11 protein-coding genes are annotated in these 15,472 nt (G+C 60.4%); 8 read left to right on the plus strand and 3 right to left on the minus strand.

Annotated features, from left to right (window positions below; all coding sequences use genetic code 11):
• The 5 genes from J2X66_RS12535 to J2X66_RS12555 all read left to right on the plus strand — a co-directional run bounded on the left by J2X66_RS12535 (nt 1) and on the right by J2X66_RS12555 (nt 8,434).
• Nucleotides 1–1,581, plus strand: a complete 1,581-nt coding sequence (locus J2X66_RS12535) for a VWA domain-containing protein (RefSeq protein ID WP_310264659.1) — start codon at nt 1–3, stop codon at nt 1,579–1,581.
• On the plus strand, nt 1,578–2,993 hold the full coding sequence (locus tag J2X66_RS12540; RefSeq protein WP_310264661.1) for a hypothetical protein: 1,416 nt from the start codon (nt 1,578–1,580) through the stop codon (nt 2,991–2,993). The genes J2X66_RS12535 and J2X66_RS12540 overlap by 4 nt, the downstream gene beginning before the upstream one ends.
• Nucleotides 2,990–4,012, plus strand: a complete 1,023-nt coding sequence (locus J2X66_RS12545; protein WP_310264664.1) for an HAD family hydrolase — start codon at nt 2,990–2,992, stop codon at nt 4,010–4,012. Before J2X66_RS12540 ends, J2X66_RS12545 begins: the two co-directional genes overlap by 4 nt.
• 72 nt (nt 4,013–4,084) lie before the next feature.
• Nucleotides 4,085–5,674 (plus strand): arylsulfatase, encoded by a 1,590-nt coding sequence (locus J2X66_RS12550; protein WP_310264668.1) that lies wholly within the window; start codon nt 4,085–4,087, stop codon nt 5,672–5,674.
• 237 nt (nt 5,675–5,911) lie between these two features.
• Nucleotides 5,912–8,434 carry a fused MFS/spermidine synthase gene (locus J2X66_RS12555; RefSeq protein ID WP_310264670.1) on the plus strand — a complete coding sequence of 841 codons (2,523 nt, stop codon included), beginning with the start codon at nt 5,912–5,914 and terminating at the stop codon, nt 8,432–8,434.
• Between the two features lie 131 nt (nt 8,435–8,565).
• On the opposite strand, the gene J2X66_RS12560 is transcribed toward J2X66_RS12555, so the two are convergent.
• Nucleotides 8,566–9,237: a DUF3313 domain-containing protein gene (locus tag J2X66_RS12560; RefSeq protein WP_310264672.1), complete on the minus strand. Its 672-nt coding sequence runs from the start codon at nt 9,235–9,237 to the stop codon at nt 8,566–8,568.
• 214 nt (nt 9,238–9,451) lie between these two features.
• Here J2X66_RS12560 and J2X66_RS12565 point away from each other — a divergent pair, with 214 nt between their 5' ends.
• Entirely contained in the window at nt 9,452–11,806 is a 2,355-nt protein-coding gene (locus tag J2X66_RS12565; protein WP_310264674.1) for a tetratricopeptide repeat protein, read from the plus strand.
• Nucleotides 11,807–11,901: 95 nt separating this feature from the next.
• Here J2X66_RS12565 and J2X66_RS12570 read toward each other — a convergent pair whose 3' ends face one another.
• Complete coding sequence (locus J2X66_RS12570; protein WP_310264676.1) at nt 11,902–12,870, minus strand: hypothetical protein; 969 nt, start codon at nt 12,868–12,870, stop codon at nt 11,902–11,904.
• Between the two features lie 313 nt (nt 12,871–13,183).
• Between J2X66_RS12570 and ccoN the strand changes: the two genes are divergently transcribed.
• Nucleotides 13,184–14,611 carry a cytochrome-c oxidase, cbb3-type subunit I gene (ccoN, locus tag J2X66_RS12575; RefSeq protein WP_310264679.1) on the plus strand — a complete coding sequence of 476 codons (1,428 nt, stop codon included), beginning with the start codon at nt 13,184–13,186 and terminating at the stop codon, nt 14,609–14,611.
• Between the two features lie 15 nt (nt 14,612–14,626).
• Nucleotides 14,627–14,848 (plus strand): cbb3-type cytochrome c oxidase subunit 3, encoded by a 222-nt coding sequence (locus J2X66_RS12580; protein WP_310264681.1) that lies wholly within the window; start codon nt 14,627–14,629, stop codon nt 14,846–14,848.
• 54 nt (nt 14,849–14,902) lie between these two features.
• Here J2X66_RS12580 and J2X66_RS12585 read toward each other — a convergent pair whose 3' ends face one another.
• A complete protein-coding gene (locus J2X66_RS12585; RefSeq protein ID WP_310264683.1) occupies nt 14,903–15,412 on the minus strand; it encodes a hypothetical protein in 510 nt (169 codons plus the stop codon).
• Between the last annotated feature and the right edge of the window lie 60 nt (nt 15,413–15,472).

The raw sequence follows: 15,472 nt of genomic DNA on the forward strand, positions 1-15,472 counted from the left end.
ATGGAGATCAACCTCAACGACTTCCATTTCCTGCGCCCGCTCTGGCTGCTGCTCGCGCCATTCGCCGCCTTGCTGCCGATGCTCTGGCGCCGCAGCCGTGACTTGCAACGACGCTTGCGCAGCAACATTGCCGAGCACTTGCTGCCGCACCTGCTGATCACCCCACAGGATCAACATCGCTTGCGCCCGGTGCATCTGGTCTGCGCCGTATTGATCCTCGGCGCTGTCGCGGCCGCCGGCCCGACCTGGGAGCAGGATCGTCCGGACTTCCTGGAAAACCGTGCGCCGCTGATCATCGCCATCGACCTGTCGCCGTCGATGGACGCCAGCGATGTACCGCCGAGTCGACTGGAAGCGGCCAAGCACAAACTGCACGACCTGATCCAGCGCCGTGCCGGTGCGCGCAACGCGTTGATCGCCTACGCCGGCAGCGCGCACCTGGTGTTGCCGCCCACGGATGATCCGGCGTTGCTGAAGACGTTCATTCAGGCCCTGAGCACCGACCTGATCGCCCAGCAAGGCAAAAACGTCGGCGCGGTGATCGAGCAAGCCAAGCGCCTGCTGGCCGCCGAGAAAACCCCGGGCACGCTGCTGCTGATCACCGACGGCGCCGACACCTCGCCACTGGCCGGGCTGGACAAGCAACTGGACGACAGCGCGCTGCAAGTGCTGATCCTCGCGGTCGGCAGCGAGGATGGCGGCATCATTCATGACGCCAGTGGCCAGCCGCGCACAGACAGCAACGGTCGCCCGGTGCTTGGCAGCTTTGATCAGGCGGCGCTCAAGCAGCTGGCATCCGCGGTGGACGCGCCGCTGGGCAGCCTGACGCTGAACAACGACGACCTGGACTGGGTGGAACTGCACGCCCAGCAGCATTTCCAGACTGCCAGCGACGAACAGCGTGAACTGCATTGGAAAGACGCCGGTTACTGGCTGTGTTGGCCGTTGCTGCTGCTCGCGTTTTTCAGCGTGCGCAAGGGTTGGAGCCTGAACTGGATGGCCGGTGTATTGCTGGCTCTGGGCTTTGGTTTGCAGCCGACCAGCGCCGAAGCAAACGCCCTGACCGATGCCTTCTTCACGCCTGATCAGCAAGGCCGCTGGGCCTTTGAGCACGAACACTTCCCCCAGGCGGCAGCGCACTTCGTTGATCCGTACTGGAAAGGCATCGCCGCCTATAACGCGGCGGACTTCGATCTGGCACTGGCCAGTTTCGCCCGGCTGGAAACACCGCAGGCGTATTTCTACCTGGGCAACATTTACGTGCGCCGCTTCAAATTTGATCAGGCGATTGCCGCGTACACCCAGGCGCTGAAGTTGCAGCCGCAATTCCCCGAGGCCACGGCCAATCTGGCCTTGGCGATTGCCTTGCAGAAAGACACCGACAGCGCCGAGCAGAACGCGCCCGAGGTCAAGCCAGACGAAATCAAAATGGACAAGGCGCCGGGCAAGGGCCAGAGCAAACCAGTGCAGACGGAACAGGCGGCTTCGGATGAACTGTGGTTGCAGAACTTGAGCACGTCGCCGGCGAAGTTCCTCAAGCAGAAATTCAGCTTGCAGGATCAGGCGGGGGCTAAACCATGAATCGAGTCGCGGCCATCGCGAGCAGGCTCGCCCCCACAGTTGATTTGCGTGCGCTGAAGATCCCCTGTGGGAACGAGCCTGCTCGCGAAGGCGCCAGATCATTGAATGCAAATATCAGCACCCTGCTCCTCTGCCTGTTCACCACCGCAGCCTTGGCCGCCGAACCCGACTTCCGCGTCCAGACCCACCTGCAGCCCGCCACCTCCGTCATGGTCGGCGGCATTCTGGAGCTGCAACTCGACGTCCTCACCGACAGCTGGTTCACCGACGCGCCCACCCTGCCCGACCTCAAGCTGCAAGGCGCACTGGTCTTGCCGCCAGACGGCCACGCCGAGCACATCAATCAGACGCTCGATGGCAAATCGTTCAACGGCATGCGCTACACCTACCGGATCACCCCGAATCTGGCCCAGGGTTTCGACATTCCGCCGCTGACTGTGCAGGCGACGCCGGGTCAGGCCAGCGCCCCGTTGAGCGCGCGAAGTCAGGCACTGCACTTCACCGCAGCGCATCCTCCAGGGTTCAAGCCCGGCGAGACGGTATTGGTGGCGCAAGGCCTGCGTTTCACCCAGAAAGTCATCAACTCGGCGACGCCGCTGAAAGTGGGCGACAGCATCACCCGTCAGTTGACCTTGCAGGCCGACAACGCCATGGCCATGTCGCTGCCGGCACCGGCGCTCGACGACGTCAGTGGCTTGAGCCGATACCCGAAAAACCCACAGGTCAGCAATCTGGATGATGGCCGAGGCAACTTCAACGGCGGCCAGCGCGTTGACACTGTGACCTATCGCATCGACACCGAAGGCCGTTACAACCTGCCGGCCATCGAACTGACCTGGTGGGACGCCAGCAGCCAGCAAACCCTTACCGCGCAAGTTCCGGCGGTGAGCTTCGAGGCCACCGCCAACAGTGCTTACAAACCTGTTTTCTCGATTGCTGATGACCTGAAAAAACTCGGCCAGCAAAGTCGCGTGCACCTTTCCGGGCACTGGCTGGTGGTCCTGACGTTGCTGTTGGTGGCGATTTTGGCCGGGGGGTTCGCCCGCCCCTTCGTGCATCGCGCGTACGTGGCAGCCCAAGCCCGACGTCAAGCCCGGCACGCGGCATGGCTGGAATCCGCCGACTACGCATGGCGGCAGATTCCGCCACAAATCGACGGCAAACCGGCTCAGTTGAGTGCGTTGTACCTGTGGCTCAGGCGCAGCCGACTGGGCCTGACATTGAGCACGCTCAATCCTCGACTGCAAGACCTGCTGCGCGCCTGCTACGGCCGTGCGCCTGCCGAAGATCAGGCGTTGCGGCAACTCAAGGATTCGTTGTCTACGCTGCATAGTCAGGCCGAACAACGGCAGGCGTCGCCCGCCTCGTCATTACGGCCGTTAAACCCAGTTCGCGAGAAGGATTCCCCATGACGAACCCGAGATCGATCTACCACCGCTTCGGGCTGACTTTGCTCTTTGCACTGGCCCTGCCATTGCTCGCTCAAGCAGTCGAACCCTTGCCCTCGTGGAACGACGGTCCATCAAAGAAACACATCATCGAGTTCGTCCAGGCGGTCACCGATCAAAGCAGCAAGGACTTCGTCAAACCTGAAGACCGCATTGCCGTGTTCGACAACGACGGCACCTTGTGGAGCGAACAGCCTATGTACTTCGAGTTGCTGTTTGCCCTCGAAGAGGTCAAGCGCACCGCGCCGCAACACCCGGAATGGAAAACCACCCAGCCGTTCCAGGCCGTGCTGGAAAACGATCACAAGGCGCTGGCCGCCTCCGGCATGGGCGGTATCATGAAAATCTTCGGGGCGACCCACACCGGGATGACCACCGAAGCCTTCGATGACTACGCCAAGACCTGGCTGAGCCAGGCCAAACACCCGAAAACCGGCAAGCTGTACACCGAGATGGTGTTCCAGCCGATGCTGGAAATGCTCGACTACCTGCGCGAGCAGAACTTCAAGACCTACATCGTCTCCGGTGGTGACACCGGCTTCATGCGCGCCTTTGCCGAGAAGGTTTACGGCATCCCGCCGGAACAGGTGATCGGCACCACATTCGTCACAGCCTTCCAGTACAAGGACGGCAAGGCCTCGATCCTGCGCACGCCGAAACTGGCCCACAACGATGACGGCCCGGGCAAACCGGAAAGCATCGATGCGGTCATCGGCAAGCGGCCGATCCTCGCCTTCGGCAACTCCGACGGCGACTTGCAGATGCTGCAATGGACCGCCGCAGGACCGGGCAAACGCTTCATGGGGCTGGTGCATCACACCGACGCCAAACGCGAATGGGCCTACGACCGAAAGTCCGACATCGGACGGCTGGACAAAGCCCTGGACGAAGCAAAAACACGTGACTGGACAGTCGTGGACATGGCCGCCGAATGGCGCCGGATCTATCCCTACGACGCCGCCACACCCGAGCAACAACAGTAAAAAAAGCGTAACGAAGGACAGCAATAAACGTTTGTCGCAATCAGCGACGTAGTGAGCAAAGGAGCAAGTCGGATGACTCGCATACACAAGTGGCTACCGAAACTCGCCCTGGTGGCAGCCTCGGTCATGGCGATTTCGGCAACTGCCGGGGCCGCTGAAAAACCCAACATTCTCGTGATCTTCGGCGATGACATCGGCCAGACCAACATCAGTGCCTATTCGATGGGTGTGGTCGGGTACAAGACTCCCAACATCGACCGGATTGCCAAGGAAGGCATGATGTTCACCGACTACTATGCGGAGAACAGCTGCACGGCAGGACGCTCGTCGTTTATCACCGGTCAGACGCCACTGCGTACCGGGTTGTCGAAAGTCGGCGCGCCAGGTGCCTCGGTCGGTCTGCAAAAGCGTGATATCACCATCGCCCAGGCACTCAAGTCCCAAGGCTACGCGACGGGCCAGTTCGGCAAGAACCACTTGGGCGACAAGGATGAATACCTGCCGACCAACCACGGTTTCGACGAGTTCTTCGGTAACCTGTACCACCTCAACGCCGAAGAAGAGCCTGAACGTCCGTACTGGCCCAAAGACGACCCTGAGTTCGTCAAGGCCAACTCCCCGCGCGGCGTGATCCACAGTTTCGCTGACGGAAAGATCGAGGACACCGGCGCCCTCACTGCCAAGCGCATGGAAACCATTGACGACGAAACCACCGCCGCCGCCCAGGCGTTCATCGAGAAACAGGCCAAGGCCGACAAACCGTTCTTCGTCTGGATGAACACCACCCGCATGCACTTGTTCACCCACGTGCGCGAATCGATGAAGGGCCAGAGCGGCATGCCCGGCAACGAGTATGCGGACGGCATGCTGGAGCACGACGGCGACGTCGGCAAACTGCTGAAGACCCTCGATGACCTGAAAATCGCTGACAACACCATCGTCGTCTACACCACCGACAACGGCCCGAACCAGTTCTCCTGGCCGGACGCGGCGACCACGCCGTTCCGTAACGAGAAGAACTCCAACTGGGAAGGCGCTTACCGGGTACCGGCAATTGTGCGCTGGCCAGGCAAGATCAAGGCCGGTGAAGTCTCCAACGAAATGTTCTCGGGCATGGACTGGTTCCCTACCCTGCTCGCCGCTGCGGGCGATAACAGCGTGAAAGACAAACTGCTGAAGGGCTGGGCGCCGGTTTCCGGTGGCGCCAGCTTCAAAGTGCACCTGGACGGCTACAACCAACTGCCTTACCTGACCGGCCAACAGCCTAAAGGCGAGCGCAAGGAGTTCTACTACTTCAACGACGACGGTGTGCTGGTATCGATGCGATGGGACAACTGGAAAGCCGTGTTCTGCGAGCAACGCGCACCGGGCGGTTTCAAGGTCTGGAGCGAACCGTTCGTATGCCTGCGCGTACCGAAAATCTTCAACCTGCGCATGGACCCGTACGAACGCGCCGACATCGTTTCCGATCAGTATTACGATTGGACCACCAAAAACGTTTACCTGGTCGCACAAGCGGTGACCAAGTCTGCGCAGTTCCTGCAGACCTTCATCGAGTATCCACCTAGCCAGAAACCGGCCAGCTTCAGTGTTGACCAGATCCGCGCTGCGGTAGATGCAAAAATCGCTGAAAAAATGAAAGCTGCACAGCCTGCGCAGTAAGATCGCGTGACCGCCGCTCGCCTTCACCGGCGGGCGGACTTATTTTGAGTGAACACATCACCCTGTAGCAGCTGCCGAAGGCTGCGTTCGAGGACGAAGTTCTCGCCCCCTCGGTCTATCTGACACACCGGGCTGTCTGGTTGACGACTGCTTCGCAGCCGGACACAACCTTCGGCAGCGGCTACAGATGCTGTGTTTATCGTTGGAAATTTCAGAAATTGCACAAGGCAACCCGCAATGTCCTCACGTGTCGCCAGCAAGTCATCGGCCCTACCAGCCCCGCACATCGTCGCCTCCCCGGCCCTGTTGATTCCCGCCCTGCTGCTGTTCGTTTCGGGTGCGGCTGCGCTGGTGTACCAGGTGCTGTGGATCAAGCAGTTGTCGCTGGTGGTGGGCGTCGAGGTGTATGCGATCACCACGGGCATCAGCGCTTTTTTTGCCGGGCTGGCCTTGGGTGGATTGCTGTTCGGGCGCTGGGCTGATCGCTTGCAGCAACCGGTGTTGCTGTATGCGGGGCTGGAAGTGTTGGTGGCGGTGCTGGGCGTCGGTGCGACCTTTGCGATGAGCCTGGCGGCCAGTCCATTCGCCTGGCTGGAACAGCACGTGGGGCTGGCCGCCTGGGTCTTGCCGTTTGCGCTGGTGGGTATTCCTGCGCTGTTGATGGGGGGCACGCTACCGGTGCTGGTTCGTTCATTGGCCAGTGAGCCGCAACACCTGGGCAAGGCTGGCGGCCAACTGTATGCCGCCAACACCGCGGGCGCGATTGCCGGCACCCTCCTCGCGGCCTTCGTGTTGATCGCCACCCTGGGCGTGCGCGGCAGTGCCTTGGCCGCTGCGATGCTGAACCTGTTGGCCGCCGCGGGGGCGCTGTGGTTTCAGCGCCATCGCCCGGCGCCGGTGGAGGTCCCGGTCAAACACCGCGTGGCAAAAGCCCCGGATCGCCTGGCGCTGTGGCTGTATTCCATCGCTGGCGGCGTGGCGCTGGGCTATGAAGTGGTCTGGTCGCAATCCATCGTGCAATTCATGAGCACCCGTACCTATGCGTTTGCCGTGGTGCTGGCGACCTACCTCACCGGTTTGTTCCTCGGCAGCGCACTGCTGGCCCGTCGGGTGGATCGCATTCGCGATCCCTGGGGCGTATTTGGCTTGCTGATTGCCGGCGCCGGCCTGATCGCGTTGCTGGAAGTGGCCTTTCTCGGGCGCTGGCTGGTGTATGTGCAATCCCAGGCCGAAATTGCTGTGTTGGCCATGGGCGCCAGCGAGTTGATGGGCATGAGCGCACGGTTCGCCGTGGCGGCGTTGAGCATCGTGTTCGTTCCGACCGTGTTGCTGGGCGCGGCGTTTCCGCTGGCGTTGCGTTTGAGCGTGGGCCATGACCACATCGGCAAGGATGTCGGGGCCGTTGTTGCGTTCAACACGCTGGGCGGGATTGTCGGCGTAATGCTCTGCGGGTTCCTGCTGATCCCGCTGCTGGGACTGGTGCACACCTTGGGCCTGCTGGCGATTATCGCTGCCGGGATCGGTTACCTCGCGGTGCGTAAAGGGCATCACGTCAAGAAAGGTCGACGCCAGGCTGTGGTCGCCCTCGGCCTGTTGTCGGTGGTCGTGGCGGTGCTCACTCCGGTCGACAAACTGGCCAGCCTTCTGCCCGGTGCCCGCAACGGTACGTTGGCATTTTATCAAGAAGGACGCGGCGGCACCGTGGCCGTGGTCACGCAGGGCAAGGGTCAAAAGACGTTTCAGCGCCTGTATATCCAGGGCGTGTCCAACACCGGCGACGCCATGCCATCGCTGCGTTACATGCGGATTCAGGCGCTGCTGCCGCTGCTGATCCATAACGGCGAACCGCGCTCGGCGCTGGTGATCGGTTTCGGCACCGGCATTACCGCCGGCGCCCTGACCCGCTATCCGGGCCTGGAACATCGCGTCGTCGCCGAATTGCTGCCGTCGGTGGTCAAAGCCGCGCCTTTGTTCAAAGGCAACTTCAATGCCGCCGCCGACCCGACGGTGGATGTCCGCTTGCGTGACGGTCGCCAGGAATTGCTGCGCAGCCCACAAAACTACGACTTGATCACCCTCGAACCCCCACCGCCCTCCGCCGCCGGCGTGGTGAATCTGTATTCGCGCGATTTCTACCAATTGGCCGCCAGCCGGCTGGAGAAGAAAGGCCTGGTCGCGCAATGGCTGCCATTGCCGACCCAGAACATCGACGATTCGCGCTCGCTGGTGCGCAGCTTCCTCGACGTTTTCCCCTACGCCACGCTGTGGACCAGCGAGTTCCACGAGATGTTACTGGTGGGTTCCCTGGAGCCTATCGAGCTGGACGCAGCGAAAATCAGCCAGCGCTTCCAGCAGGAAACCGTGCGCAGCACGATGCAGGATGTGGGCGTCGGTTCAGCCGCAGCATTGCTCGCCACGTGGGTGACCGACCACGCCGGGCTGGAACGGTTTGCCGACGATGCGCTGCCGGTGACCGATGATCAGCCGAGGATCGAGTACGCTCCGTGGGTGCGCGCCAAGGAAATCAGCCGCGTGCTGCCGGCCTTGTTGGACTTGCGTCAACCGATACCCTTGCTAAATGCCGACGATGGGTTCATCGAACGCATGAACACCCATCAGCAACGCCTGATGCAGTTCTATCGGGCGAGTCTGCACGCGTATGACGGTGATCGGGATGCCTGGGCCAGGGATATTCGAGAAGTGATGATGGGCGATGGCGGGAACCCGTATTACCGCTGGTTTGTTGGCGATGGGATGTAAGACCCGAGGGTATGGGCGCTGCCGTTCAGGTAGCCATCGCAAGCAGGCTCACTCCTGCAGGGGATTTGTGGCGTACACAGATCCAGTGTGGGAGTGAACCTGCTCGCGAAGAAGCCATCAACCTCAGCACGTCACTTGGATTTGATCTTCAAATACGACTGATTCAAATCCGACGCCCAGCCATCCATCACGCCTTTGACGTCATCCACCTTCATCACCTGCGCGTCGTTTTCCAGCGACTTGCCGGTGCCCTTGCGCACGACCTGAGCGATGACTTTATTGCTGGCGCCGTCGATGAATGCCGCTTCGGTGGCCAGGTCTGTTTCCTGATCACGAATACCGCTGGCGGTGCTCACGGCTGCGGCAACCAACGCAATCGGGATCACTTCGTAAGGTTTCAAGCCTTCGGTCTTGCTGCTGACCGCGGTAATGGCGGCACGCACCACGATCACACCCGGGCCAGGACCGGCGGCCAATGGCAGCGACTTGGCCAGTTCACGCTTGAGTGCCTGGTCGTAATAACCGGTGATCCCGCTCAGCGTGGCCTGGGGGATTTTCACCGTAGGCTGGGGAGCCGGGTAGAGCTGGGTCGGTTCGACATAGACACTGGTGAATTTGCTGACATCCAGCGCAGGATCGACCCAACGCATCACTGTCGCGCCGGACGGCGACTTGGCTTCCTGGAGCTGGCTGTAATCCTTGAGGAAACCGGAATACTGCTCAGGCTCGACGACCTTGCTCGCACACCCTGTCACCGCGATTGTGGCGATGCACAACGTGCTCATCATTAACGCAAGCTTCATGCTTGAACTCCTGTTTTGAAGGGCGAACACCCTAGTGCAAAGGCGACTGGAGTCAAGGCATTTCGCGATAAAAAACTCAAAAAAAGCACACATTTCATCTAACGCTGCGGACTCCCTCGCAACCGTCAATTGACAGACGCCCGGCATCCGGCAAAGCTGCACTCAGCTAGATCGCACGCCTCAAGGCAATCGCACCTGGACTACGGAAGTCGCAATGCCGAAACATAAAAACAAAGCAACAAACCCCACCCCTGATTCACCACCGAACCTGATTAACCGCTATCTTTTTCCCGTGACCATCGGTGCATTACTGTTGGCGGTCATCGGCATCGGCTGGTTTCTATTGAGCAGCACACCGGCACCGCTGAAACCCGCGCCCTTCACTGCCCCAGTCGCTCAACCGGCCAAACCGCAACCGGTTGCGATGGCGCCGGCGAAGATGGTCGATGAGCAACAATGCCAAGGCTGCCACAGCGAACAGGTCAAGGACTGGAAAGGCTCCCATCACCAATTGGCGATGCAGGCAGCCACTGCCGAGACGATGCTGGGCGACTTCAATAACGTCACCTTCAAAGCAGAAAACGAAACCACCGTTTTTTCGCGCAAGGACGACGGCTTCTGGGTCAACACGCCGGGTATCGATGGCAAGAACGCCGACTTCAAGGTGGCCTATACCTTCGGCATCGCGCCGTTGCAGCAATACCTGATCGAAGTGGGCGAAGGTCGCTTGCAACCCCTGGGCGTGGCCTGGGATACCGAGAAAAACCGCTGGTTCCACCTCTATCCGGGCCAGGGTGTGAATTTCAAGAACCCGCTGCACTGGAGCAAACCGAGCCAGAATGCCAACTTCATGTGCGTCGAGTGCCATACCACTGGCTACAAGCGCAATTTCGATGCCGCGAAAAACACCTTCGACAGCCAATGGAACAGCCTCGGCGTCGGCTGCCAGGCCTGTCACGGCCCGGCCTCCAATCACCTGGAATGGACGGCGAAAAAAGGTGATTTGATTCATGCCGGTTTTGCCGTCGACCTCAAGGACAAGAACGCCACCGTCGAGATCGAAACCTGCGCCCGCTGCCATTCGCGCCGGGCACCGCTGAGCGATGGCTACACTGTCGGCAAACGCCTGATGGATGACTACCTGCCGAGCCCCCTGACCCGCGAATTGTATGCGCTGGACGGCAAGATCAAGGACGAGGTGTTTGAACACGGCTCCTTTGCCCAAAGCAAAATGTTCGACAAGGGCGTACGTTGCAGCAACTGCCACAACCCGCACAGCACCGAACTCAAGACGCCGGGCAACGGTGTTTGCCTGCAATGCCACAACACCGCCGGTAAAACGCCGGTGGAAGGCGTCGACGGCAAAGGCCTGCAAGCAAAAAACTACGACGCCATCGAACACACCCGCCACATCATGGGCCAGCCGGGTTCGCAGTGCGTGGATTGCCACATGCCCGGCAAATTCTACATGGGCAATGACTTCCGGCATGACCACAGTTTCAGCATTCCCAACCCGGAGCGGGCGAAAAAACTCGGCACCCCGGACGCCTGCCTCACCTGCCACCAGGGCAAGGATGGCGACAAAGTCACCGAACAATTCAAACTGTGGAACAGCGCACCGACCGCACAGGCCCCGCGATATGACGAAAGCCTGTGGCTGATTCGCAACGGCCAGCCCGGCGCGGCGCAAGCCCTGTATGAACAACTGCAACGCAGCAACTTGCCGGCGATTCAACGGGCCACCCTGCTCGCCGAGTTGCCGTTGTACCCCAGTGAACAGGCGTTGAAGCTGGCCACCAAGGACCTGAGCAACCCGGCGCCTCAAGTGCGTGAAAGTGCCGTGCGCGCCATCAGCGCGTTCCTGCCGCCACCTGAGCGGGCACCGCTGTTGACGCCGTTGCTGACAGACCCGGTGATGGCCGTGCGTATTGCTTCTGCCCGGGACCTGCTGGGAGCCGCACGCAATGGTTTGGGCGCTGCCCAGGCTAACTGGAATGCGGCGATTGCCGAGTACGAAGCAGCACAGAAAAACCTGCTGGAACGCGCCGAAGCCAACCTCAACCTGGCGATGCTCTACCAAGCCAGCGGACGCAATGACCAGGTCGAACCTTACCTGCGCACGGCGCTCAGGCGCGATCCGGATTTCTACCCGGCACTGGTGACGCTGGTGCAATGGCTCGAAGCCAATGGCCGCAGCCAGGAAGCACAGGCGCTGCTGGCCCAAGGGCTAAAAGACCACCCGGACGCCGCGCTGCTGCAACACACCCAAGGCTTGTCACTGGTGCGTGCCGGCAAATCGGACCAGGCCATGTCGGCGCTGCGCAAAGCCGCGCAACTGGAACCGCAAAACGCTCAATACGGCTACGTGCTGGCCGTGGCGTTGCATGACAGCGGCAAGGTTGAAGAGGCCTGCGAAGTGTTGGAGCGCTTGCTGAAAGTGCAGCCGGCCAACCGCAATGCACGGCTGTCGTTGATCCAGTATTACCTGGACAACGGGCAGGAACCGAAAGCGCAAGTGCTGCTGCAGGGCTGGAAGAAAATGAACATGGGTGATCCGGCGTTGAAGTAAATGGCTCCCAACGAATGGGAGCCGGACACTCTGTGGCGAGGGCGCTTGCTCCCCCGCCACAGGTTATGTGCCAGTCCTTGCAGACCTCCCTCTTCCTACCACGAAGAACCACTCTTCAACGCCAATTCCCGCCGACTGTTAGCCCGCATCGCCTTGATCAACGACACCGTGCCCACCAGTAAAATCACTCCGACAAACAGAAAGTCGACTTTGTACAACTGGAAGTCATTCAGCGGCCCCACCAGCAACACCCGAATCGCCCCGATGCTGACCAGCGTCGCCAGAAAGTCGATACCCGGCTCGTCGCGATAAAACACATGCAGCAACGGCAAGCCGATCACCAGCAGCAACATCAAGACGATCATCTTGAACGAGCCCTTGCGCTCGACACTGAACGCACACTCATTGGTTGCATAAGGTTTGTAGTCTTCCTCACGCGCCAGCGAGTTTTTCTCGTTGATGTACTCCGCACGGTTGTACTTCTGGATCGGTGTGAAGGTGTTCGACATCTCCAAGCTGGTGGTGATGTGCTTGAACTTGAGGTCGATGCGATCGTTACCCTTGAGGTAATACAACACTGGTTTGTAGCCGTAGCGGTAAGTGTCGAACGGGAAGTCCGCCGCCCGCCCCTGAACGCCAATGGGGCGCGGTTCGAGTTCGGCATAGGCGCTCTTGTTCAGCGATGACAGGTTATGCGTCAGTGGCTGGACCTTGACCTGTTCGAGGAAAATTGGCGTGACACCGTACGACCATTGCAAGGGTTCCAGACGCAGGCGCAGCTCGTTGCGGGCCAGGTCGTAGCGGTTGAACGTGCGTTCGGAAACCACGATGGCGCCGCTGAGCATGAACTCGCCGCGCAGGTTGTTGGTGATCCGCAGGGTCAGTTGATCCTTGCCCAGCGCAGCACTATCACTGGCCGGTGGCGTGCCGCACCAGGCCGTGCTGTCGAAGGCGCCGCCCAACAGCCCTTCACGGTTGTCCTTGAACACATAAACGTAACTGGCCCACAGGGCCAGCATCAGCATTAGCGATATCAGCCCTAAAATCTTTTTGCCCGCACTCACACCAGACTCCTTTCTTCACTTGCTCCCTGACAAGCCGCGGACTCTACCAAATTGCCATCACTGCCCCAAGCAAAAACACACCCGTGCTCGTCGGCGGCCTACGGGGGTTGGCGGTGATTGTGAGGAGGGTCTATGGACCTGCGGCGCAGCGCGTTACAGATTCTACCTGGCGTTAAAAAACCGTATCAGCCTGTGGCAGATCACCGCAGGGCTATCTCGAATCTGATCCGTATAAATGAAGTTTTCCTGAGTCTGTTTTGTTTCCGACGGGGTTTCTACAGTACAAGACTTTGCAACCGTGGAAGCATTGACCATGAGCACAGCAACAATCGGACAGGCCTATAACTATAAGGTTGTCCGCCAATTCATCGTGGCAACCATCGTCTGGGGTGTCGTGGGGATGGCGATGGGGGTGTGGATCGCCTCGCAACTGGTATGGCCCGAGATGAATCTCGACCTGCCGTGGACCACCTTCGGTCGCTTGCGTCCGCTGCACACCAGCCTGGTGATTTTCGGCTTTGCCGGCAGCGCGCAGTTCGCCGCCAGTTACTACGCGGTGCAGCGCACCTGCCAGGTGCGGTTGCACTCCGACACCCTCGCCGCGTTTACCTTCTGGGGTTGGCAATCGGTGATCGTGACCATGCTGGTCACCCTGCCGCTGGGCTACACCACCACCAAGGAATACGCCGAGATCGAGTTCACCGGCGCGGTATGGATGACGGTGGTCTGGGTCGCTTACGCGGTCGTGTTCTTCACCACCGTGGTACAGCGCAAGACCAAACACATTTACGTCGGTAACTGGTTCTTCGGCGCGTTCATCGTGGTGATCGCGATGCTGCATGTGGTCAATCACCTGTCGATCCCGGTGGACTGGTTCAAGTCTTATCCGGTGTATTCCGGGGCGACCGACGCCATGGTGCAGTGGTGGTATGGCCACAACGCCGTTGGCTTTTTCCTGACCACCGGATTCCTCGGGATGATGTATTACTTCGTGCCGAAACAGGTCGGGCGCCCGGTGTATTCCTATCGCCTGTCCATCGTGCATTTCTGGGCGTTGATTACCCTGTACATCTGGGCCGGTCCGCACCACCTGCACTACACCGCGCTGCCGGACTGGGCACAGTCGCTGGGCATGGCGATGTCGCTGATCCTGCTGGCGCCAAGCTGGGGCGGGATGATCAACGGCATGATGACCCTCTCGGGCGCCTGGCATAAATTGCGCACAGACCCGATCCTGCGCTTTCTGGTGTTGTCCCTGGCCTTCTACGGCATGTCGACCTTCGAGGGTCCGATGATGGCGATCAAGACCGTCAACGCCCTCTCCCATTACACCGACTGGACCATCGGCCACGTTCACGCCGGGGCGCTCGGCTGGGTGGCGATGATTACCTTCGGTGCGGTCTACCACATGGTTCCGAAAGTCTTTGGCCGCGAGCAGATGCACAGCATCGGCCTGATCAATGCACACTTCTGGCTGGCGACCATCGGCACCGTGTTGTACATCGCCTCGATGTGGGTCAACGGCATTACCCAGGGCCTGATGTGGCGCGCGATCAACGACGACGGCACGCTGACGTATTCGTTCGTCGAAGCCTTGCAGGCCAGTCATCCGGGGTTTGTGGTGCGCTTTACCGGCGGGGTGTTCTTCCTCAGCGGCATGCTGCTGATGGCCTACAACACCTGGCGCACCGTGCGCGTTGCGGACGTGGCGATGGCTGAACGTGACGCACAGATTGCCTGAGGCAAGGAGCCTGGAATGTTTGAAATGTTATTGAATGTGATGGCGGTGCTGGGGCTTTGGCTGGGGGTTGAGTATTGCCTGAAGCGAGAGACGGCGCAGAGCCTGGAGGATGCCAGTCTGATTCCGTTTGCGGATGATCCCGAAGTGGCGCGGCGAGTGGAGTCGGCCACGGGGAAGAAGGTGAAGGCGGTAGCGCCAGAAGAGGCCAAGCCCGGCTGGGGCAACCTCAAAATCTGACCCACACCCTATCCAATGCAGGAGCCGAGCTCGGCTCCTGCAAGGGGGTTTAGTTCAGTCCGGGAGGACCTGGCCGCGATCACGCGGGATCAGGCCCTGCAACTGCTGCGCCAGAAAATTCGCATCAAATGCAAACGTGTCCGGGTCTTTCAGGCCATTGGTCTTGCGCCACTGCCAGCTGGTCGACGGCGGCAGGCACACCAGCGAAACGCTGCCATAGCGCGCGGCCGTCAGCCCCATCACCGCCAGGGAAATCTGACCGCCAGCGCCCATCACGTCCGGCACGAACTCCACCGGTTTCCCGGCTATCACAATGGACAGTTTCTCGGTCTTGAACGGCGACGTTTCCGCCGGCACGCTCGGCCCCGAAGCCACATACGCCTCGCGGCTCACTTCCAGCAGATGCGGCGCCTGGACCGGTTCCAGCCACTGCTGGATCTGATCGAACAGCTCACCGATACGCGTTGCCCACAGCGCCGATTGCGACTCGAACGTCTGCTTTTTGTGCGCTTCGCTTTCTGCGTAGTGGCGAAGCATTTCGCCCAGTTGTTGTACGTCGTCCATTGCGGTGTTCCTTTGGTTGGAGCGGTGCTGCGGACATTGAGCATGGCAGATGCAGGCCGT

The organism is Pseudomonas sp. 3296 (assembly GCF_031456615.1).
Taxonomy (GTDB): domain Bacteria; phylum Pseudomonadota; class Gammaproteobacteria; order Pseudomonadales; family Pseudomonadaceae; genus Aquipseudomonas; species Aquipseudomonas mucoides.